The sequence below is a fragment of the Curtobacterium citreum genome, from assembly GCF_006715175.1.
Classification (GTDB): Bacteria; Actinomycetota; Actinomycetes; order Actinomycetales; family Microbacteriaceae; genus Curtobacterium; species Curtobacterium citreum.
In genome coordinates, this window is the sequence record NZ_VFMQ01000001.1 from 2,780,201 (window position 1) to 2,798,835 (window position 18,635).

At 72.2% G+C, this 18,635-nt stretch carries 20 protein-coding genes; 9 read left to right on the plus strand and 11 right to left on the minus strand.

Features of this window, described 5'->3' with window-relative positions; translation table 11 throughout:
• Positions 1-6: 6 nt before the first annotated feature.
• Positions 7-423: a VOC family protein gene (locus tag FB462_RS13125; protein WP_058741383.1), complete on the minus strand. Its 417-nt coding sequence runs from the start codon at positions 421-423 to the stop codon at positions 7-9.
• Between the two features lie 98 nt (positions 424-521).
• On the opposite strand from FB462_RS13125, the gene FB462_RS13130 reads away from it, so the two are divergent.
• Entirely contained in the window at positions 522-1,052 is a 531-nt protein-coding gene (locus FB462_RS13130) for a DUF3800 domain-containing protein (protein ID WP_141862325.1), read from the plus strand.
• Between the two features lie 337 nt (positions 1,053-1,389).
• Here FB462_RS13130 and FB462_RS13135 read toward each other — a convergent pair whose 3' ends face one another.
• Together FB462_RS13135 and FB462_RS13140 are read right to left on the minus strand one after the other, a co-directional pair.
• Complete coding sequence (locus tag FB462_RS13135; RefSeq protein ID WP_114849753.1) at positions 1,390-1,716, minus strand: hypothetical protein; 327 nt, start codon at positions 1,714-1,716, stop codon at positions 1,390-1,392.
• Positions 1,717-1,740: 24 nt separating this feature from the next.
• Positions 1,741-3,411 (minus strand): sodium:solute symporter family protein, encoded by a 1,671-nt coding sequence (locus FB462_RS13140; protein WP_141862327.1) that lies wholly within the window; start codon positions 3,409-3,411, stop codon positions 1,741-1,743.
• A 137-nt stretch (positions 3,412-3,548) separates the two neighbouring features.
• Here FB462_RS13140 and aroQ point away from each other — a divergent pair, with 137 nt between their 5' ends.
• Positions 3,549-4,016, plus strand: coding sequence for a type II 3-dehydroquinate dehydratase (gene aroQ / locus FB462_RS13145; RefSeq protein ID WP_141862329.1), 468 nt, complete (start codon positions 3,549-3,551; stop codon positions 4,014-4,016).
• A 223-nt stretch (positions 4,017-4,239) separates the two neighbouring features.
• On the opposite strand, the gene FB462_RS13150 is transcribed toward aroQ, so the two are convergent.
• The gene (locus FB462_RS13150) at positions 4,240-4,836 is read right to left on the minus strand and encodes an NAD(P)H-dependent oxidoreductase (RefSeq protein WP_114849880.1); all 597 of its coding nucleotides are present in this window, start codon (positions 4,834-4,836) and stop codon (positions 4,240-4,242) included.
• A gap of 87 nt (positions 4,837-4,923) precedes the next feature.
• Between FB462_RS13150 and FB462_RS13155 the strand changes: the two genes are divergently transcribed.
• Positions 4,924-5,388, plus strand: a complete 465-nt coding sequence (locus FB462_RS13155; RefSeq protein ID WP_058741387.1) for an MSMEG_6728 family protein — start codon at positions 4,924-4,926, stop codon at positions 5,386-5,388.
• A 133-nt stretch (positions 5,389-5,521) separates the two neighbouring features.
• Here the strand turns inward: FB462_RS13155 and FB462_RS13160 are convergent, their stop codons facing one another.
• From FB462_RS13160 to FB462_RS13185, 6 genes are all read right to left on the minus strand, one after another.
• A complete protein-coding gene (locus FB462_RS13160; protein ID WP_114849754.1) occupies positions 5,522-5,836 on the minus strand; it encodes a hypothetical protein in 315 nt (104 codons plus the stop codon).
• 69 nt (positions 5,837-5,905) lie between these two features.
• Positions 5,906-7,057, minus strand: coding sequence for a cysteine desulfurase family protein (locus FB462_RS13165; protein WP_141862331.1), 1,152 nt, complete (start codon positions 7,055-7,057; stop codon positions 5,906-5,908).
• 1 nt (position 7,058) lies between these two features.
• Positions 7,059-7,997 (minus strand): carboxylating nicotinate-nucleotide diphosphorylase, encoded by a 939-nt coding sequence (gene nadC, locus FB462_RS13170; protein ID WP_141862333.1) that lies wholly within the window; start codon positions 7,995-7,997, stop codon positions 7,059-7,061.
• The gene (locus tag FB462_RS13175; RefSeq protein WP_141862335.1) at positions 7,994-9,664 is read right to left on the minus strand and encodes an L-aspartate oxidase; all 1,671 of its coding nucleotides are present in this window, start codon (positions 9,662-9,664) and stop codon (positions 7,994-7,996) included. Before FB462_RS13175 ends, nadC begins: the two co-directional genes overlap by 4 nt.
• Before the next feature lie 16 nt (positions 9,665-9,680).
• Entirely contained in the window at positions 9,681-10,952 is a 1,272-nt protein-coding gene (nadA, locus tag FB462_RS13180; protein ID WP_141862337.1) for a quinolinate synthase NadA, read from the minus strand.
• A 24-nt stretch (positions 10,953-10,976) separates the two neighbouring features.
• Positions 10,977-11,708: an NUDIX hydrolase gene (locus FB462_RS13185; RefSeq protein WP_114849758.1), complete on the minus strand. Its 732-nt coding sequence runs from the start codon at positions 11,706-11,708 to the stop codon at positions 10,977-10,979.
• Between the two features lie 101 nt (positions 11,709-11,809).
• On the opposite strand from FB462_RS13185, the gene FB462_RS13190 reads away from it, so the two are divergent.
• The 3 genes from FB462_RS13190 to FB462_RS13200 all read left to right on the plus strand — a co-directional run bounded on the left by FB462_RS13190 (position 11,810) and on the right by FB462_RS13200 (position 15,078).
• Positions 11,810-12,091 (plus strand): acylphosphatase, encoded by a 282-nt coding sequence (locus FB462_RS13190; protein ID WP_058741392.1) that lies wholly within the window; start codon positions 11,810-11,812, stop codon positions 12,089-12,091.
• Between the two features lie 107 nt (positions 12,092-12,198).
• A complete protein-coding gene (locus FB462_RS13195; RefSeq protein WP_141862339.1) occupies positions 12,199-13,677 on the plus strand; it encodes an MDR family MFS transporter in 1,479 nt (492 codons plus the stop codon).
• Positions 13,678-13,830: 153 nt separating this feature from the next.
• Positions 13,831-15,078 carry an FAD-binding protein gene (locus tag FB462_RS13200; protein ID WP_141862341.1) on the plus strand — a complete coding sequence of 416 codons (1,248 nt, stop codon included), beginning with the start codon at positions 13,831-13,833 and terminating at the stop codon, positions 15,076-15,078.
• Between the two features lie 31 nt (positions 15,079-15,109).
• Here FB462_RS13200 and FB462_RS13205 read toward each other — a convergent pair whose 3' ends face one another.
• Positions 15,110-15,598: a 2'-5' RNA ligase family protein gene (locus FB462_RS13205; protein ID WP_167510111.1), complete on the minus strand. Its 489-nt coding sequence runs from the start codon at positions 15,596-15,598 to the stop codon at positions 15,110-15,112.
• Between the two features lie 174 nt (positions 15,599-15,772).
• Here FB462_RS13205 and FB462_RS13210 point away from each other — a divergent pair, with 174 nt between their 5' ends.
• The 3 genes from FB462_RS13210 to FB462_RS13220 are packed head-to-tail and all read left to right on the plus strand — an operon-like array spanning position 15,773 to position 18,431.
• Positions 15,773-16,720 carry a MetQ/NlpA family ABC transporter substrate-binding protein gene (locus FB462_RS13210; RefSeq protein WP_141862345.1) on the plus strand — a complete coding sequence of 316 codons (948 nt, stop codon included), beginning with the start codon at positions 15,773-15,775 and terminating at the stop codon, positions 16,718-16,720.
• Positions 16,720-17,760: a methionine ABC transporter ATP-binding protein gene (locus tag FB462_RS13215; protein WP_141862347.1), complete on the plus strand. Its 1,041-nt coding sequence runs from the start codon at positions 16,720-16,722 to the stop codon at positions 17,758-17,760. The genes FB462_RS13210 and FB462_RS13215 overlap by 1 nt, the downstream gene beginning before the upstream one ends.
• Complete coding sequence (locus tag FB462_RS13220; RefSeq protein ID WP_058741398.1) at positions 17,757-18,431, plus strand: methionine ABC transporter permease; 675 nt, start codon at positions 17,757-17,759, stop codon at positions 18,429-18,431. The genes FB462_RS13215 and FB462_RS13220 overlap by 4 nt, the downstream gene beginning before the upstream one ends.
• The last annotated feature ends 204 nt before the right edge of the window (positions 18,432-18,635 follow it).

The window sequence follows — 18,635 nt, forward strand, 5'->3', positions numbered from 1 at the left end:
TCGGGACTACTCGGCCGGCGGGCCGTCCGTCATCGCCTGCTCGTCCATCCAGACGTACTCCCAGCGGTGCCCGTCCGGGTCCGTGAAGCTCCGCTGGTACATGAAGCCGAGGTCCATCTCCGGCCGGTCCTCGTTCCCGCCGCTCATCACGGCCGCGTCGACGATGCGGTGCACCTCGTCCTTCGACGCGGCGCTCAGGGAGTTGATCACCTCGATCGTCCCCGGGTCCGCGATCGTCTTGTCGGTGAACTCCTGGAACTTCGCGTGCGTGAGCAGCATCACGTACACGGTGTCGCTCACCACGACGCACGCGGCGGTCTCGTCCGTGAAGTCCGGGTTGATCGAGTAGCCGAGCGCCTCGTAGAACCCGGTCGCCCGGGCGAGGTCGGTCACGGGCAGGTTGATGAACACCATCGTGGGCATGGGGACTCCTTCGTCGAGGTCGAACCTCTCGCAGTACCGGACCACGCGCAACCATCCTTCACGACCGGTACCAACGTGGAACGCAATATGCTACCGAGATGCGCACCGCCTTCGTCGACGAATCCGAGCCGGGCGGCGGTCTCGACCACACGACGTACCTGATGGCCGCCGTCATCGTCGCGATCAGCGATCGTCAGGCGGCACGAACAGCGATCCTCGCCGCGACGCCACGTCGGATGCGCAAGCTGCACTGGTACGAGGCCCTCCCGGCACAGCGGGTCTCGTGGCTCGATCTCCTGCGTCACGCAGTCGAGGTCCTGGTCATCCGGTACGACGGCCCGGTTGCCCGGGTGGAACGCAGGCGACGACACTGCCTGGAACGCCTGGTGTGGGAGCTCGAACAGCGGCACGTCGGCGAAGTCGTGTTCGAGACACGAGGACCGGCACGCGATCGCGACGACCGGTCGATGTTGCGGGCACTGCGCGACCGCGGCATCGGACGGGCCGTCCGGTACGAGCATGCGCACGCCTCCGACGAGACGCTCCTGGCGCTGGCGGACCTCGCCTGTGGCGCGCACAGCGCGGGACTCGATCACGGGAGGCCGAGCGCGACCGTCGTCGTCCCGTGAAGACCGATCTCGATGGCGGGTCCCTGAACAGCGCGGATCCTGAACAGCGCGGATCCCCGGGCCCGCGCTGGCTGCAGGACATCCGGGGATCGCTTCCGGCCGAGAGCACCCGACCGACATGTCAATGTTAGGCGCGGAGCGCAGCGTGCGTCAATCGCGCGAAGCACGACGTGGCCCGCGCGCCGGAACCGCACCGTGCCTCCAGGCCGTCGCCGCAACCATCTCCGCGACGCGACGCAGTCCGACCCGCTGGACCGAGCGAGGACGGGCGTGCCCGGTCGGGTGATCCGACCGGGCACGCCCGTTCCTGCCTGGTGCGCCGTGGCGCTCCCCCGGGTCAGACCGCGTCGCGGCCCTCGCCGGCGGCGCGCTGGTCCGCCTCGGACTCGGCCTGGCCGATGATGTCCTCCGCGGGGACCGGGTTGAGGCGGTCCCAGAGGAAGAAGAGCAGGCCGCCGACGAGCAGCGACAGGCCCACCCACAGGTTGATGTGGATGCCGCCGGTCTTCTGCGGGTCGGTGTCCCAGTGCACGATCCCGACGATCGTGGTGATCACGCCGTAGAGCACGAACAGTCCGCCGAGGATGCGGCGCAGGTCGAGTCGACGGGTGGAGCGGACGAGGGCGACCTGCTCCTCGGTCAGCGTGGTGGTGTCGTCACGCATGGTGGTACTCCTTCGGGTCCGGGCCTAGAGGAACGGCAGGTAGAGGGCGACGCAGAGCACCAGGGCGACGGTGCCGAGCAGGGCGGGCGAGCGGTACCAGGCGGTGTCGGTCGCGACGGCCCCGGCGGTCATGTCGATCTTGCCGACGCCGTAGACCAGGCCGCCGAGCTCCGAGACGTCCTTCGGCTTCGTCGCGAGCGAGACGAGCACACCGACGACGAGCACCGTGACGAACGAGATGATCGCGCCGTACATCGTCTCCGCGGTCGCGGTGGAGAACAGCTCCGGGTTCACCAGGTACGCGATCCAGGTGATGGTCGGCGTGACGATGCCGAGGACGTAGCCCCACAGTGCGCCCTGCGTGGTCATCCGCTTCCACAGCAGGCCGAGGATGAAGACGCCGAACAGCGGTGCGTTGAAGAACGAGAACAGCGTCTGCATGTACGTCATGATGTTGCCGGCCTGCGCTGCGAGGAACGCCGTGCCGATGCCGACGACCACGCCGACGACCGTGACCCAGCGGCCGGTCTGCAGGTAGTGCAGGTCGGGCATGTTCGGCTTGATGTAGCGCTGCCAGATGTCGTACGTGAAGACGGTGTTGAAGGACGACACGTTGGCCGCCATGCCCGCCATGAACGAGGCGAGGAGGCCCGTCACCGCGATGCCGAGCACGCCCGTCGGCAGGTACATCTGGATGAGCTTCGGGATCGCGTCGTTGTAGGTCAGCTCCCCCGAGGCGAACTGGTTGCCGACGACCGCCGCGGCGATGAGGCCCGGGATGACGACGATGAACGGGATGAAGAGCTTCGGGATCGCGGCGATGAGCGGCGTCCGTCGGGCGGCCGACATGTTCTTCGCCGAGAACGCGCGCTGCACCTCGGTGAAGTTCGTCGTCCAGTAGCCGAAGGACAGGACGAAGCCCAGGCCGAGCACGATCGCGAGCCAGTTCGCGCCGATCGGGTTGGTGACGTCGCCGATGCCGGTCCCGGCCCAGGTCTGCAGGTGCCGCACGCCCTGGGTCTGCTCGATGGCCTCGGTCAGGCCGCTCCACCCGCCGACGCGGTGCAGACCGACGATCGTCAGCGGCACGAGGCCGGCGATGATCACGAAGAACTGCATGACCTCGTTGTAGATGGCGCTGCTCAGGCCGCCGAGGGTGATGTAGGCGAGCACGAACGCGGCGGACACCAGGATGGCGAGCCACTCCGGCCAGCCGAGCATCGCCTCGATGACGATGGCCATCGCGTAGAGGTTGATGCCGGCGATCAGGACGTTCGACACCGCGAAGGCGATGGCGTTGACGAGGTGCGGGGCCTTGCCGAAGCGGCGGAGCATGAACTCCGGGACGCTCCGGACCTTCGAGCCGTAGTAGAAGGGCATCATCACGAGGCCGAGGAACACCATCGCCGGCACCGCACCGATGAGGTAGTAGTGCAGCGTCGCCATGCCGATCTGGGCACCGTTCGCGGCCATGCCCAGGATCTCGGTCGCGCCGAGGTTCGCGGACACGAAGGCCAGACCGGTGATCCACGCGGGCATGGACCGTCCCGACAGGAAGAAGTCCATGCTCGTGCGCACCTGCCGCCTGGCGGTGAACCCGATGCCGATCACCACCGCGAAGTACACGATGATCATCAAGTAGTCGACCCAGCCCAGTTCGAGCCGGATCCCGTTGGTCGCCGCAGCGAGGACCATGCGATCTCCACATCCATGTGTTGCAGTCGGCAACTGCGCCGACACGGACGGAGACGTTACACCGCGATGTGACCGTTCACACAGCCAGCGCATGCGTGGCCGTGTCGCCGTGCGTCCCGCTCGGTATGCTCTCCCCCATGAGCGAGCCGGCCACCGACACCACGACACGCCCGCGGCGGATCCTCGTCCTGAACGGGCCGAACCTGGACATCCTCGGGCGACGGGACGCGACGCAGTACGGCACCGTGACACTCGCAGAGATCGAGGCGATCGTGCACACCGAGGCGGCCGTGCACGAGCTCGAGGCGGACTTCCGTCAGACCAACCGTGAGGGCGAGCTGGTCGAGTGGCTGCACGAGGCACTCGACGACTTCGCCGGCGTCGTGATCAACCCCGCCGCCTACGCGCACACCTCCGTCGCACTGCACGACGCGGTCGAGGCGCTCGACGTCCCCGTCGTCGAGGTGCACCTGTCGAACACGTGGAAGCGCGAACCCTTCCGGCACGTCGACCACGTGGCCACCGCGGCGACGGCCGTGATCGCCGGCGCGGGCGCCGACGGCTACCGCCTCGCGGTCGCGCACGTCGCGACCCTGCTCGGCTGAGCCGCACCGGACAGGAGGCTCGTGGCGGGCCCGCCACGCGCCTCCCGTCCGCCCGCGCGCCGCGTGACGCGCACAGCCTGCTTCCCCGAGGTGCCGAGATCTCGGCATCTCGACGGACGTTCCGGGATTCTGTGACACCTCGACGCCGCGTCAGCGGCGAGTTGCGGCACCTCGCCGAAGCCGAGCCGGGCAGGTCGGCGCGGTCGCGCCGCGCGCTGCGTGTCTAGAAGTCGGCGGGGCGGCGGACGTCGGCCAGGCCCGCCGTGGCGAAGCCGCCGCGGATGATCGGCAGCGCCCGCCGGACGGCCTGGTCGATGCGGAGCTCGAGGTCGACGCTGCTGATGTCGTAGCCGCCCTCGCGCTTGGTGAAGTCGCGCTCGTTGCCGAACACGCCGAGCGGCAGGGTCGTGGACTGGAAGAAGCCGAACAACGGCCGCATCTGGTGCTCGACGAGGAGCGCGTGCCGGTCACTGCCGCCGGTGGCCGTGAGCAGCACCGGGGTGTCGACGAGGTCGTACTGCCCGACCCAGTCGAAGAAGAGCTTGAAGGCCCCGGAGTACGCCGCGCGGAACGCCGGGCTGCCGACCACGAGCACGTCCGCGGCCTCGACCGTCTCGAGCGCCCGACGTGTCCGGTCCGACATCGCCTCGCGTGAGGACGCTGCGCCGAGGTCGGCGAGCAGGGGCCCGATCTCCACCGTCTCGGTCCGGGCGTCCTCGATCTCCTCCCCGAGCCGTGCGACCGTGGCGGCCACCAGGGTGGACGTCCGGGACGGGTCGGAGGGGCTGCCACTGACGCCGACGACGAGTTCTCCGCTCATGCGGTCGATGCTCACACGCCCGCTCCGCGCCCGCCCGGGTGTGACGACTTGTGTCGCGCTCCAGCACCCGCGCGTACCGTCGCGGGGATGCAGACGTTCCTGCCCTACGCCGACTTCCGGGCCTCCGCCGAGGTGCTCGACGACAAGCGACTCGGGAAGCAGCGGGTCGAGACGCTGCAGGTCATGCGCGCCCTGACGCTGCCGGACTACGGCTGGCAGCACCACCCCGTCGTCGCGATGTGGCGCGGGTACCGGCCGGCACTGATGGCGTACCAGGACGCGACGTGCCGGGTGTGGCTCGAGCGTGGGCACGCCGACACGTGCCTGGGCAAGACGCTCGTCGACCTCGCCCGTGTGCCGGAGGACCTGGCGGCGTACGAGCGCGGCGACTTCCCGGTGCCCGCCTGGAACCACGACCCCGCGGTGCACGAGTCGCACCGGTCGAAGCTCGTGCAGAAGGCTCCGGAGCACTACCGCCCGCTGTTCCCCGACGTGCCGGACGACCTGGAGTACGTCTGGCCGGGGACGACGCCGCCCCCGTCCGCGGACTGACAGGGGGTGCGGCGCCGGTCAGGGTCCGGCGCCGCGTCCACGGCGGGGGCGGCGCTGCAGGGTCCGACGACAGGGGGACGTCGTGCCCTGCTCCGGACGCGGTCAGGGGTCCTGCGTCCGGGGTTCGGGTGGTTCAGTGCTGTTCGGCATCCCCCTGGTCAGGGGTGGTGACGGCCGGCGTCAGCGCCGTGAGCGTGGCCGCGGCGTACCGGTCGGCCTCCCGCGGGACGGGCATCGACCGTCGGACCGCCGCGGGGCGGACCATCGGGAGCAGCGCGCTGCCGAGGGTCGCGAGCGCACCGACGGACGCGATCACGCCGAGCGGTGCGGTCCCGAGGTCGTGCTGCGCGGCGATGGCGAGCGCGACGACGGTGGCCGGAGCCGGGAGGAGCTGGACCACTCGGAAGCGGTCCTCCTGCCGGAGGCGGGTCGTGATCGCGTTGGCCATGCCCCCATCGTGGCGGACCACGCCGGTCCGCAGAAGGGGGGACATCACCCCATTCATGGAGTAGAACGTCTAGTTCACTCCGAGTCGCCGCACGGTCGACACCGCATCGGCCACCGCCCGGACCACCGCGGCCGCATCGTCCTCGGTCAGGGACGCGTCGAAGGTCAGGCGGAGCGCGGTCCTCGCGACGTCCTCGGACAGCCCGGTCGCGGTGAGGACGTGCGAGGCCTCGGTGCTGCCGGCCGCGCAGGCGCTGCCCGACGAGGACACCACGTCGTGCTGCTCGAGCTCGAGCAGCACGGTCTCCCCGTTGACGGGCTCCCCCGGGAAGCAGAACGACGCGTGCCCCGGCAGGCGCGAGCGCCGCGATCCCGTGACGACCGCGCCGGGGACCGCCGCGGTCACCCCGTCGAGCACGGCGTCCCGGGTCACCGCCGCCATCGCCGCCGCGTCCGCCCGCTCCCCCGCCGCGAGGGCGAGCGCGGTCGCCACCGCCACCGCTCCGGCGACGTCCTCGGTGCCGGACCGTCGTCCGCGTTCCTGCCCACCGCCGTGCAGGAGCGGCTCGAGCGGGACCCCGGCGCGGAGCACGAGGACGCCGGTGCCCTTCGGTGCGCCGAGCTTGTGACCAGAGAGCGAGAGCGCGTCCACGCCGAGCACGTCGAGCCCGACCGCCAGCCACGGCGCGCTCTGCACGGCGTCGGTGTGGAACCGCGCTCCGACGGCGTGTGCGGCCGCGGCGAGCGCCGGCACGTCCTGCACCGTCCCGATCTCGTTGTCGGCGTGCGCGATCGAGACGAGCGTGGTGTCCGGCCGGAGGGCCGCGGTGAGCGCCTCGACCGTGACGACCCCGTCCGCGTCCACCGGCACGAGCGTGACCGTGAAGCCGTGGTACCGCTCGAGGTACCGGCAGCTCTCGAGCACCGCCTCGTGCTCGATCGCGCTCGTGACGACGTGCCGACCGCGGGGTGCGGCGAGGGCGATGCCCTTGACCGCGGTGTTCGCGCCCTCGGTGCCGCCCGTGGTGAAGACGACCTCGCCCGGACGGCAGCCGAGCACCCGCGCCACCGTCGCCCGGGCGTCGGCGAGCCCGCGCGCCGCCGCGTCCCCGACGCCGTGCGTGGAGGACGGGTTGCCGAACACCCCGGTCAGGTAGGGCCACATCGCCTCGAGCACCTCGCGGCGGACCGGGGTCGTCGCGGCGCGGTCCAGGTAGAACACGTCAGCCGCGACCCGGGGCGGCGGGCGACACGGACGGCGACGGAACACCGACGGCGCCGTCGGACACCGCGATGTCGAGGCCCAGGTCGAGCGCCCTCGCCGAGTGCGTCAGCGCCCCGACCGACACGACGTCGACCCCGGTCGCCGCGATCGCCGCGACGGTCTCGAGCGACACCCCGCCGGAGGCCTCGACCACCGCGCGCCCGGCCACGGCCGCGACGCCGGCGACGAGCTGCTCCGGGGTGAAGTTGTCGAGCATGATCGTGTCCACGCCGGCGGCGACGACGGGCTCCACCTGGTCGAGCCGGTCCACCTCGACCTCGACGTGCACGGTGTGCCCGAGCCGCTCGCGGGCCGCGGTGATCGCGTCGCCGATCGGCACCCCGCGTGCCGCGAGGACGGCGAGGTGGTTGTCCTTCGCGAGCACCGCGTCGGACAGCGAGGTCCGGTGGTTGTGCCCGCCGCCGCAGCGCACGGCGTAGCGCTCGAGCGCCCGGAGGCCCGGGGTGGTCTTCCGGGTGTCGGCGATGCGGGCGCGCGTGCCCTCGACCGCGGCGACGTACCGGGCGGTGACGGTGGCGATGCCGGACATCCGCTGCGCCAGGTTGAGGGCGACGCGCTCGGCACGGAGCACCGAGCGTGCCGACCCGTGCACGGTCGCGAGCACGTCACCGGCCGCGAACCGAGCACCGTCCCGCACGTGCAGGACGGTCTCGACGGACGGGTCGACCGCGACCATGACGGCGGCGAAGACGGTCCCGCCGGCGAACACGCCGGACTCGCGCGCCGCCAGGATCGCCGTGGCGGTCGCGTCGGCGGGGATGAGCGCCTCGCTGGTCACGTCGCCCCAGGGCGCGTCCTCCTCGAGCGCCGTCTCGATCACGCGTCGCAGCGCGTGCGGCGGGATGGTGCCGGGATCGACGGGGACGGTGGTGGTCATGCGGGGACTCCCTGCTGGACGGGCGTGGTGACGGTGACGGGGGTCCGGACCCACGCGGTGCTGGCCGGCGCGGTCGGGTCGGTGTCGGGGTGGTCGGTCCGGGCGTGCGCGCCGCGGGACTCGCGCCGCGCCTCGGCGGCGCGGGCCGTGATGCGCGCCAGGTCGAGCAGCGCGCGGTCCTCGGCGGCCCGCACCCCGGTCGGGGCCGGGTCCGGCAGGGCGTCGAGCGTCCGCCGCGCCGCGGCGAGCCCGGCGGCGTCGCGCAGCAGCCCGACCCGCTCGGTCATCTCGGTCTGGACCACCCGGCGGACGTCGGTGACGTCGCGGGGGTGGGTCGCGCCTCCAGGCCGGTCACCGTGCACCGGACGGGAGGCGCGGTGTGCGCCCGCCACGTCGGTCCCGTCGTGCCCATCGGTCACCACGGGCGGGACGGTCACGACGGGCAGGTCGGCGTCGCCGCGGAGCCGGAGGTGCGCGGGGCGCGGCACGGCGACCGCGTCGGCGGCGCGGACCCCGAAGACGAGTCCCTCGAGCAGGGAGTTCGACGCGAGCCGGTTCGCACCGTGCACCCCTGTGCAGGCGGTCTCGCCGACGGCGAGGAGGCCGGGCAGGCTCGTGCGCCCCTCGGCGTCCGTGACCACACCGCCCATCGCGTAGTGCGCGGCGGGCGCGACCGGGACGCCCTCGCGGGTCCAGTCGAACCCGGCGGCCCGTGTCGCGCGGGTCAGGCCGGGGAAACGGCGGACGAGGTGGTCGGGGTCGAGGCCCGTCGCGTCGAGGAGGACGGGCGCACCACCCTGCTCGCGGACCGCGGCCGCGATGCCGCGGGCGACGACGTCCCGCGGGGCGAGCTCGGCGTCCGGGTGCACGGCGGTCATGAAGCGGCGACCGGCCGCGTCCCGCAGGACGGCACCCTCGCCGCGGACGGCCTCGGAGACCAGACCACCGTCCGGCACGGCGAGGCGGGTCGGGTGGAACTGGACGAACTCCAGGTCCGCGACCACCGCGCCGGCACGCCACGCCGCGGCGACCCCGTCGCCCGTCGCGACGAGCGGGTTCGTGGTCTCCCGGTACAGGTGCCCGGCCCCGCCGGCGGCGAGCACGACGGCGTCGGCGTCGATCCGGCGGGGCTCGCCGAGCAGGTCGAGGACGTCGACCCCGACCACGGCGCCGGCCCGCAGCACGAGGCCGGTCAGGCAGGTGCGCTCGAGGATCGTGACGTGGCACCGGTGCAGCGCGTCGACCAGGGTCCGCTCGACGGCGGCTCCCGTCGCGTCGCCGTCCGCGTGCAGGACGCGCCAGCGACCATGGGCGGCCTCGCGCCCGCGGGCGAGGTCGTCGCCGTACCGGTCGAGGCTGGCGGGGTCGGTGGTCCGGTCGAACGGCACCCCGAGCGCGAGCAGGTCGCGGACCCGGGCGGGGCCGTCGGCGCAGAGCACCGCGACGGCGTGCTCGTCGGCGCTGCCGGCGGCCGCGGCCCGGGTGTCCTGCTCGTGCAGGGCGACACGGTCGTCGGCGCCGAGCGCGACGGCGATGCCGCCCTGGGCGTACGCGGTGGCGCCGTCGCGCAGCGCACCCTTCGTCACGAGGGTGACGTCGTGGCGGGCGCTCGCGCGGACGGCGGCGGTGAGTCCGGCGATCCCGGATCCGACGATGACGACGTGCACGGTGCGGTGCCGTCCGTCAGCCGCGCGGCTTCGCGGCGAGCATGCGCTCGAGGGCGACCCGGGCGTCGGCCTGGACGTCGGCGGGGACGACGATCTCGTTCAGGACCTCACCGCGGACGAGCGCCTCGAGGACCCACGCGAGGTAGCCCGGGTGGATGCGGTACATCGTCGAGCAGGGGCACACGACGGGGTCCAGGCAGAAGATCGTGTGCTGCGGGAACTCGGCGGCGAGCCGGTTCACCATGTTGATCTCGGTGCCGATCGCGAACGTCGTCGGTTCGGTCGCCACGGCGACGGTCCGGCGGATCAGGTCGGTGCTGCCGGCGGCGTCGGCGGCGTCCACGACGGCCATCGGGCACTCCGGGTGGACGATGACCTGCACGCCCGGGTGGTCCCGCCGTGCCTGCTCGATCTGGTCGACCGTGAAGCGACGGTGCACCGAGCAGAACCCGTGCCAGAGGACCACCTGCGCGTCCTGCAGCTCCTGGGCGGTGTTGCCGCCGAGGGGCTTGCGCGGGTTCCACATCGGCATGCGGTCGGTGCTGACGCCCATGGCCTTCGCGGTGTTGCGCCCGAGGTGCTGGTCCGGGAAGAAGAGCACGCGCTGCCCGCGCTCGAACGCCCACTCGAGCACCGTCGCCGCGTTCGAGCTCGTGCAGACGATGCCGCCGTGCCGGCCGCAGAACGCCTTGAGGTCGGCGGCGGAGTTCATGTACGTCACGGGGACGACCGGGACGCGGCCGTCGGCGTCCGGTTCCGTGCCGTAGACCTGCTCGAGCTCGGCCCAGGCCTGCTCGACGCTGTCGATGTCGGCCATGTCGGCCATCGAGCACCCGGCGGCGAGGTTCGGCAGGATCACGCGCTGGTCGTCCCGCGCCAGGATGTCCGCCGTCTCCGCCATGAAGTGCACACCGCAGAAGACGATCGCCTCGGCGTCGGGCTTGGTCAGGGCGGCGTTCGCGAGCTGGAACGAGTCGCCGAGGAAGTCGGCGTGCCGGACGACCTCGTCGCGCTGGTAGAAGTGCCCGAGCACCACGACGCGGTCCCCCAGGGTCGCCTTCGCGCGCTCGATGCGGGCGTGCAGCTCATCGTCGCTGGCGGTCTTGTACTCCTCCGGGATCTGCCCCTGCCGCGGAGCACCCGTCGGGATGACGTCGGACATCGAGGAGCCCGGGCCGTAGCCGGGGCGCGCGTCGAAGTCCCACGTGGGCGCCGCGAGGTCGGGCGTGCACGTGCTGCCGTCGGCCCGGCCGTTGGAGATGAGCTCGATGGTGGTCGCGATGGACACGGTGCTTCCTTCGGTTCGGGGTGGCTAGTGGGTCGCGGCGGTGACGGTCGTCGCGGCGGTCGTCGGCGTGAGGGGGCCGTTGTCGGCGTACGCGAGGTCGGGGTTCGAACGGTAGAGCCTGGCCGGACGGTGCCGCCCGCCGCTCGTCGTCTCGTCGGTGGGAAGCACCGCGTCGCCCTGCGCCACCTGGCGTCGGAAGTTCGCGGGGTCGAGCGCCCGCCCGAGCACGGCCTCGTACACACCGCGGAGCTCGGTCAGGGTGAAGCGGTCGCCGAGGAACGCCTGGGCGATCCGCGAGTACGACACCTTGGTGCGCAGGCGCCAGAGGGCGTACTCGACGATGCGGTCGTGGTCGAACGCGAGCGGCGGGTGCTCGTCGGCGAGGAACCACCGCACGTTCCAGTCGTCCGGCACCGAGCTCGCCTCGTCCGGGTGCACGAGGGCCCAGTACACGATCGACACGACCCGACTCGGGGAGCGGTCGACGTCACCGAAGGCGTAGAGCTGCTCGAGGTACCGCGGCTGCACGTTCGTCGTCTCGCGGAGGCGGGCGGCGGCGGAGTCCTCGAGCCCCTCGTCCGGACCGACCCAGCCGCCCGGCAGCGCCCACGAGCCCTCGTGCGGCTCGGCGACACGGCGCACGAGCGGCATCCAGAGCGCCGGTGCCCCGGTGTCCGGGTGCGGGCGCAGCGCCACGATCACGGTGGAGACCGCGACGCGGATGGCGGTGGGTGCGGGTTCAGGAGATAGTGTCATGGTGACTCGAAGTGTTCGGGTTGTAGTGACACTATCACCGTTCACGCGATCGGAACACGGCGGAAATGCCGGAGGACGCATCGCGGCCTACGTTCGGGTCCATGACGACGGTGACGAGGATGCACGCCGTGGTGTCGGGCACGGTCCAGGGGGTCGGGTTCCGGTACTGGACCGCACGGAAGGCCGACGGGCTCGAGCTCGTCGGGTACGCCAGGAACCTGTTCGACGGGACGGTGGAGGTCGAGGCGGAGGGGCCGTCGGCCGCGGTGGACGCGCTCATGGCGTTCATCCGGACCGGGCCGCCGTCGGCCACGGTGACGGACGTGTCGTTGCGGACGGTGGTGCCGCACGGCGACGGGGACGGGTTCGCGATCCTGCACTGATCGGGATCGGTCCTGCACTGATCGGGAATGTGGACGTCCGCTCAGGATGTTCCCCCGTCTGCGCCCTCGGCGCCCCGCCCACGCCGTGACCCCGTCAGGAGCCCAGCATGACCCAGGCCGTCGATTCCGCACCCCGCACCGGGAGCGTCGTGCAGCCGTCCCCCGGCGAGACCCGACTCGTGATCGGGCTGCTGCTCGTATCGGCGTTCGTGGTGATCCTCAACGAGACGATCATGGGCGTCGCGCTCCCCCGGCTCATGGACGACCTCGGCATCAGCGCAGCGACCGGCCAGTGGCTCACCACGGGCTTCCTGCTCACCATGGCCGTGGTGATCCCGGTCACGGGCTTCCTGCTCCAGCGGTTCCACACCCGCCCGGTCTTCACCTGGGCGATGAGCCTGTTCGCCGCCGGGACGCTGATCGCCCTCGCCGCGACGGGCTTCCCGATGCTGCTCGTCGGCCGCATCGTGCAGGCCAGCGGCACGGCGATCATGATGCCGCTCCTCATGACGACGGTCCTGAACCTCGTCGAGCCCGCGCACCGCGGCCGGATCATGGGCAACATCTCGATCGTCATCTCGGTGGCACCCGCCGTCGGACCGACGATCTCCGGGCTCATCCTCAACGCGTTCTCGTGGCGCTGGCTGTTCGGCTTCGTCCTGCCGATCGCGCTCGTCGCGCTCGTCCTCGGCGCCCTGAAGGTCCGGAACGTCTCGACGCCGCGGAAGGCGCCGCTCGACGTGCTCTCCGTCGTGGTGTCGGCCTTCGCGTTCGGCGGCATCGTGTTCGGCCTGTCCAGCCTCGGCGAGGCGGGGTCGACCGGTCCGCTCGTCCCCGTCGCGGCCCTGGTCGTCGGGGTCGTCGCCCTCGTGGTGTTCGTCCTGCGGCAGACCCGTCTGCAGCGCACCGACAGCGCCCTGCTCGACCTGCGGACCTTCCGGACGCGCGGCTTCACGATCCCGATCGTCGCGATGGGGCTGAGCTTCATGGCGATGTTCGGGACGCTCATCCTGCTGCCGATCTACCTCGAGCGCGTGCTCGGGCTCGAGGTCCTGCAGGTCGGGCTGCTCCTGCTCCCCGGCGGGCTGCTCATGGGCCTCCTGTCCCCCGTCGTCGGGCGCATCTACGACCGTCGCGGTCCGCGCGTGCTGCTGATCCCCGGCTCGATCATCATCAGCGCCGTGCTCTGGGCGCTCGCGACGGTCGGCGCGGACACGAGCGTGTGGTTCGTCCTCGGTGCGCACGTCGTGCTGAGCCTCGGCCTCGCTCTGACGTTCACGCCGCTGTTCACCGCGGCGCTCGGCGGGCTGCCGCAGCGCCTGTACTCGCACGGCAGCGCGGTGCTCGGCACCACGCAGCAGCTGGCCGGCGCAGCCGGGACGGCCCTGTTCGTGACGCTCCTGACGATCGGCGCCGCGTCGGCCGGTGCCGGGGCGGACGCCGAGGGCGTGCGCTCCGCGACGGCGTCCGGTGTCGCCACGGCGTTCCTCGTCGGGGCGGTGATCTCGCTCGCCGGGATCGCGACCTCGGCGCTCGTGCGCCGGCCGGACACCCCGGAGGGCGCACCCACGCCCGTCGTGCACTGAGGCCCGTCGGCGCGCACCGCGCCCCGGGTCGAACCACGTTCCCGACGTCGAACCAGCCCTGATCCCTGGTTCGACGTCGGGAACGTGGTTCGTCGACGTCGTGGTCCGCGGACACCGCTACCGCGCCGGGCACCCGCGTGGCATCGTGAGGGCATGCGGTCGACGGCGCGCGAGCTGAACTGGTCCGGCACGGTCACCTACTCGGCCCGGCGGGTGGAGCGGCCGCGCTCGATCGACGAGGCCGCCGAGATCGTCGCCCGGGAGTCCCGCGTCCACGGTCTCGGCACCCGGCACTCCTTCAACGACGTCGCCGACGCCCCCGGCGTGCTGCTCGACCTGTCGGACGTCCCCACCGACCTGGTCGTGGACACCGCCGCCGGCACCGCGACCATGGGCGCCGGCACCCGGTACGGCGTCGTCGCGCCCGAGCTCGACCGGGCCGGGGTCGCCCTGCACAACACCGGGTCACTCCCCCACATCTCCCTCGGCGGTGCCATCGCCACCGGGACGCACGGCTCCGGCACCGCCCTCGGCTCGCTGAGCACCGCCGTCCGCGCGTTCGAGCTGCTCGGTCCGGACGGGTCGCGGCGGACCCTGCGCCGTGGTGACCCCGACTTCGACGGCGCCGTGCTGCACCTCGGTCTCCTCGGCGTCGTCACCCGGGTCGAGGTCGACGTCGAACGGACCTACCGGATGCGCCAGGACTCCTACGGTCCGCTTCCATGGGACGTCTACGTCGCGAACGTCGCCGCGGTCCACGCGAGTGCGTACTCGGTGTGCGCCTACACGGTCTTCGGTGACGAGGTCGGCGAGGTCCTGCTGAAGTCGCGCGTCCCCGACGGTGCGGGCGACGTCCCGGTCCCGGACGACCTCGTCGGCGCCCCACGGCTGCCCGGTCGCCCCGCGGACGGCCACCACACCGCCCGGGACGGATCCGTCGGCCCGTGGTGGGACCGGCTGCCGCACTTCCCGATCGACACCGTCCCGTCCCACGGCTCCGAGGTGCAGAGCGAACACTTCGTGCCGCTGCGGCTCGCGGCGCCCGCGCTGGACGCCGTCCGCACGATGGCCGCCCGCATCCAGCCACACCTGCACGTGTGCGAACTCCGGACGATGGCCGCCGACCCGTTCTGGCTCAGCCCGACCCAGGGCGAGGACCTGCTCTGCATCGCCTTCACCTGGCAGAAGCACCCGGAGGCGGTCGCGGCCCTGCTCCCCGACCTCGAGGGGCTCCTCGCCCCGTTCGACGGCCGACCGCACTGGGGCAAGATGAGCTCCCTGGACGCGGAGACGGTCGAGCGCCTCTGGCCGCGGCTGCCCGACTTCCGTCGACTGGTAGCCGCGGCGGACCCGCAGCGGAAGTTCGCGTCGGCGCTCGGCGAGCGGGTCCTGCGGACCTGACCCGTGCCTCCCGTCCGACCGTCGATCCCGATCACGCGAGCCGGGTGACGGTCTTCGTCTCGCCGTCCCAGTGACGCACGCCCGCCACGCCCAGCCTGTCCGGCAGTGGTGCCGAGCGCAGCGCGGCGACCGCCGGCCCGAGGTCGACGTCCCGGACCCGACGCGCGAAGGTGACGTGCGGCGACCACGCCCCGGGTGCCGAGGTGTCGACCGTGCCCCGCGCGGCTCGGTGCACGGCCGCGTGGAACGCCGCGAGGGCCGGACCGACCACGACCGCCCGGGCGAGCACCGACCGCCCGGGCCCCGCGGGGAAGAGCAGCACCCCGCCGAGCCGCAGCTGCACGGGCGGCGTCGCGATCGTGTCCGGGACGGTGACACCGTCGCCGGCGACCACCGTGACGTGCGGGTCGTTCGTGCCGGACCGTCCGAGGCTCGGCAGGTCGGCGAGGGTCAGGGCGTCCCACGCCGCCCGGACCGCCAGGTCGGCGTCGGGGGTGAGGACGAGTTCGATGCTGCGCACAGGACGAGTCAACCAACCGGGCACGTCCGACGGGCTCGTGGACGGCGTCCTGTGGAGAACCACGGGATGTAACACGACGGAACGGGATTGGCCCGGCGCCCCGACCGCCCGTCACACTCGAACGCACACCGCGGACCACCGCGACCCCCACAGCACGGCCCACGAGGAGCACCCATGTCCGCAGCACCCGTCCTGCCCGAGAAGCCGAGGAGCAAGCGCCCGATCGGCTGGATCATCGCCGCCGCGGTGGTCGTCGTCGCGATCGTCGTCGCCGTCATCGTCGGTGCCGTCCGCTCCGGCGGTTCGGACAGCACCGCCGCCGGCGGCGCGCAGAAGACCGTGACGATCGGTGTCGCCGACAAGTCGCTCGGCTACTGGAGCACGTACACGAAGCTGGCGAAGGACGAGCTCGGCGTGACCGTGAAGCTCACCAACTTCTCCGACTACTCGCTGCCGAACCCCGCGCTGAAGGACGGCCAGCTGGACATCAACCAGTTCCAGCACATCCAGTACCTGGCGGACTACAACGTCACGTCGGACGACGACCTGCAGCCCATCGGTTCGACCGCCGTCTACCCGCTGCCGCTCTACGCGACGGACTACACGAAGACGAGCGAGCTGCCGAAGGACGCCAAGGTCGCGATCCCGAACGACTCGATCAACCAGGCGCGGGCGCTCCTCATCCTGCAGTCCGCGAAGCTCCTCGAGCTGAAGGACGGCGGCTCCGCGTTCTCGACGACGACCGACATCACGTCGTCGAAGGTCGACGTCCAGCCGCTCGACGCCTCGCAGACCGCGAACGCCCTGCAGCAGGGCTCGGTCGCCGCGGCCGTCGTGAACAACAACTTCGCCACCGCGGCCAAGCTGCCGACGAGCGACATCATCTTCCAGGACGACCCCGCGAGCGCGAGCGCCGCCCCGTACGTCAACGTCTTCGCCGTGCGCGACGCCGACAAGGACAACAAGACCTACCTGGACCTGGCGAAGCTCTTCCAGGACTCGGCCGTGCAGAAGGCCTTCAAGCAGGACCTGCCCGAGGCGGTCGCCCGCGACGAGAGCGCCACGAAGCTGCAGGACGAGCTCGCGAAGGTCGAGCAGGACGCGAAGGCGGCCAAGCAGTAGTGCCGGTCCTCGTCGAACTCCGCGGCGTCTCGAAGCACTACCGTCGCGCCGACACCGGCGAGACCGTGGTGGCCGTCGAGGATGTCTCCCTGGACGTGCACCGGGGAGAGGTCCTCGGCGTCATCGGGTACTCCGGTGCCGGCAAGTCCACCCTGGTCCGGCTCGTCAACGCCCTGGAGCTGCCCTCGTCGGGCAGCGTCACGGTCGGCGGGCAGGAGCTGACGGCGATCCCCGAGCGGGACCGCCGTCTGGCGCGTCGGAAGATCGGCATGATCTTCCAGCAGTTCAACCTGTTCCGGTCCCGCACGATCGCCGGCAACGTCGCGTACCCGCTCAAGGTCGCCGGTGTCGCGAAGGCCGAGCGGGACCGCCGCGTGGCCGAGCTGCTCGACTTCGTCGGGCTGCTCGAGCGTGCCCACGCCTACCCGGAGCAGCTCTCCGGCGGGCAGAAGCAGCGTGTCGGCATCGCCCGGGCGCTGGCCTCGAACCCCGAGCTGCTGCTCGCGGACGAGGCCACGAGTGCCCTCGACCCCGAGACCACGGCCGAGGTGCTCGCACTCCTGCGCCGCGTCAACCGGGAGCTCGGTGTGACGATCATCGTGATCACCCACGAGATGGACGCCGTCCGCCAGATCGCGGACCGGGTCGCCGTCATGGAGCAGGGCCGCGTGGTCGAGGTCGGCGACGTCTACGACGTGTTCGCGGACCCGCAGACCGGCGCCGCCCAGCGGTTCGTCCGGACCGCGCTGCACGACCGGCCCTCCGGCGAGCAGCTCGCCCGGCTCCGCGAGCACCACCGCGGACGGCTCGTCACGGTGCGGATCACCGACGAGGTCGGTCTGCAGAACCGGATCGACGCCGCCTGGCGCGATGCCGGCGTCGGCGCCGAGCTCGTGTTCGGCGGCGTCGGTGAGATCCGGGAGCGCCGGATCGGATCCCTGACCTACGAACTGACGGCGCCGGACCCGGCGACAGTCGACCGGGCGGTCGGTGCACTCCGCGCCGGGGGCATCACCGTCGACGAGGAGGTGGCAGCGTGAACGGCAACGGCTTCCAGAGCGTGATCGACACGTCCGACGTGTTCTTCGCCGCGATCCGCGACACCCTCGTGATGACGCTGGTCTCGCTCGTCGTCGCCGGGGTCATCGGCCTGGCACTCGGACTCGTCCTGTACGCCACCCGTCCGGGCAACCTGCTCGGCAACCGGACGGTCCACACGATCGTCAACGTGGTCGTGAACATCGTCCGACCGATCCCGTTCGTGATCTTCCTCGCGGCGATCGCGCCCCTGTCCCGCGTCGCCGTGCAGACCACGATCGGGGTCCCCGCGGTGACCTTCGCGATCTCCCTCGCGGCGTCGTTCGCGGTCGCCCGGATCGTCGAGCAGAACCTGCTCGCTGTCGACCCGGGTGTCGTCGAGGCCGCACGGGCCTCGGGCGCACACCCGGTGTCGATCCTGCTGACCGTGCTCATCCCGGAGGGCATCGGGCCGCTCATCCTCGGGTACACGTTCATCTTCGTGGGCATCGTCGACATGACCGCGCAGGGGGCGCTCATCGGCGGCGGCGGTCTCGGCGAGTACGCGATCGTGTACGGGTCGCAGCGGTACGACTGGTGGATCGTGTACGTGTCCGTCGCGGCGATCGTGGTCATCGTCCAGCTCGGGCAGCTGGTCGGCAACCGGTTGGCGCGCGCCACGCTGCGTCGCTGACGCGACGCGACCACCCCACGGACGGGAGGCACGGTGCCGGCTGGCACCGTGCCTTCCGTCCGTCGTCGGTGCGGCAGACCGCCGGGCCGCGCGCCGAGCGGGCCACATCTGTCGCGCTCGGCGCGACCACCCGACGTTCCGTGCACGCTCGGCGCCCCGCACGCGGGGTGTCGTGCACGCTCGCGCGTCGATGCCCGAGCCGAG

Bases quoted from the DNA above. Each gene is read 5' to 3' on its own strand.
- FB462_RS13185 (WP_114849758.1), bottom strand. From the start codon at position 11,708: ATGACACTATCTCCTGAACCCGCACCCACCGCCATCCGCGTCGCGGTC.
- FB462_RS13155 (WP_058741387.1), top strand. From the start codon at position 4,924: ATGCAGACGTTCCTGCCCTACGCCGACTTCCGGGCCTCCGCCGAGGTG.
- FB462_RS13195 (WP_141862339.1), top strand. From the start codon at position 12,199: ATGACCCAGGCCGTCGATTCCGCACCCCGCACCGGGAGCGTCGTGCAG.
- FB462_RS13150 (WP_114849880.1), bottom strand. From the start codon at position 4,836: ATGAGCGGAGAACTCGTCGTCGGCGTCAGTGGCAGCCCCTCCGACCCG.
- nadC (WP_141862333.1), bottom strand. From the start codon at position 7,997: ATGACCACCACCGTCCCCGTCGATCCCGGCACCATCCCGCCGCACGCG.
- aroQ (WP_141862329.1), top strand. From the start codon at position 3,549: ATGAGCGAGCCGGCCACCGACACCACGACACGCCCGCGGCGGATCCTC.
- FB462_RS13190 (WP_058741392.1), top strand. From the start codon at position 11,810: ATGACGACGGTGACGAGGATGCACGCCGTGGTGTCGGGCACGGTCCAG.
- FB462_RS13160 (WP_114849754.1), bottom strand. From the start codon at position 5,836: ATGGCCAACGCGATCACGACCCGCCTCCGGCAGGAGGACCGCTTCCGA.
- FB462_RS13140 (WP_141862327.1), bottom strand. From the start codon at position 3,411: ATGGTCCTCGCTGCGGCGACCAACGGGATCCGGCTCGAACTGGGCTGG.
- FB462_RS13200 (WP_141862341.1), top strand. From the start codon at position 13,831: ATGCGGTCGACGGCGCGCGAGCTGAACTGGTCCGGCACGGTCACCTAC.
- FB462_RS13210 (WP_141862345.1), top strand. From the start codon at position 15,773: ATGTCCGCAGCACCCGTCCTGCCCGAGAAGCCGAGGAGCAAGCGCCCG.
- FB462_RS13125 (WP_058741383.1), bottom strand. From the start codon at position 423: ATGCCCACGATGGTGTTCATCAACCTGCCCGTGACCGACCTCGCCCGG.
- FB462_RS13130 (WP_141862325.1), top strand. From the start codon at position 522: ATGCGCACCGCCTTCGTCGACGAATCCGAGCCGGGCGGCGGTCTCGAC.
- FB462_RS13135 (WP_114849753.1), bottom strand. From the start codon at position 1,716: ATGCGTGACGACACCACCACGCTGACCGAGGAGCAGGTCGCCCTCGTC.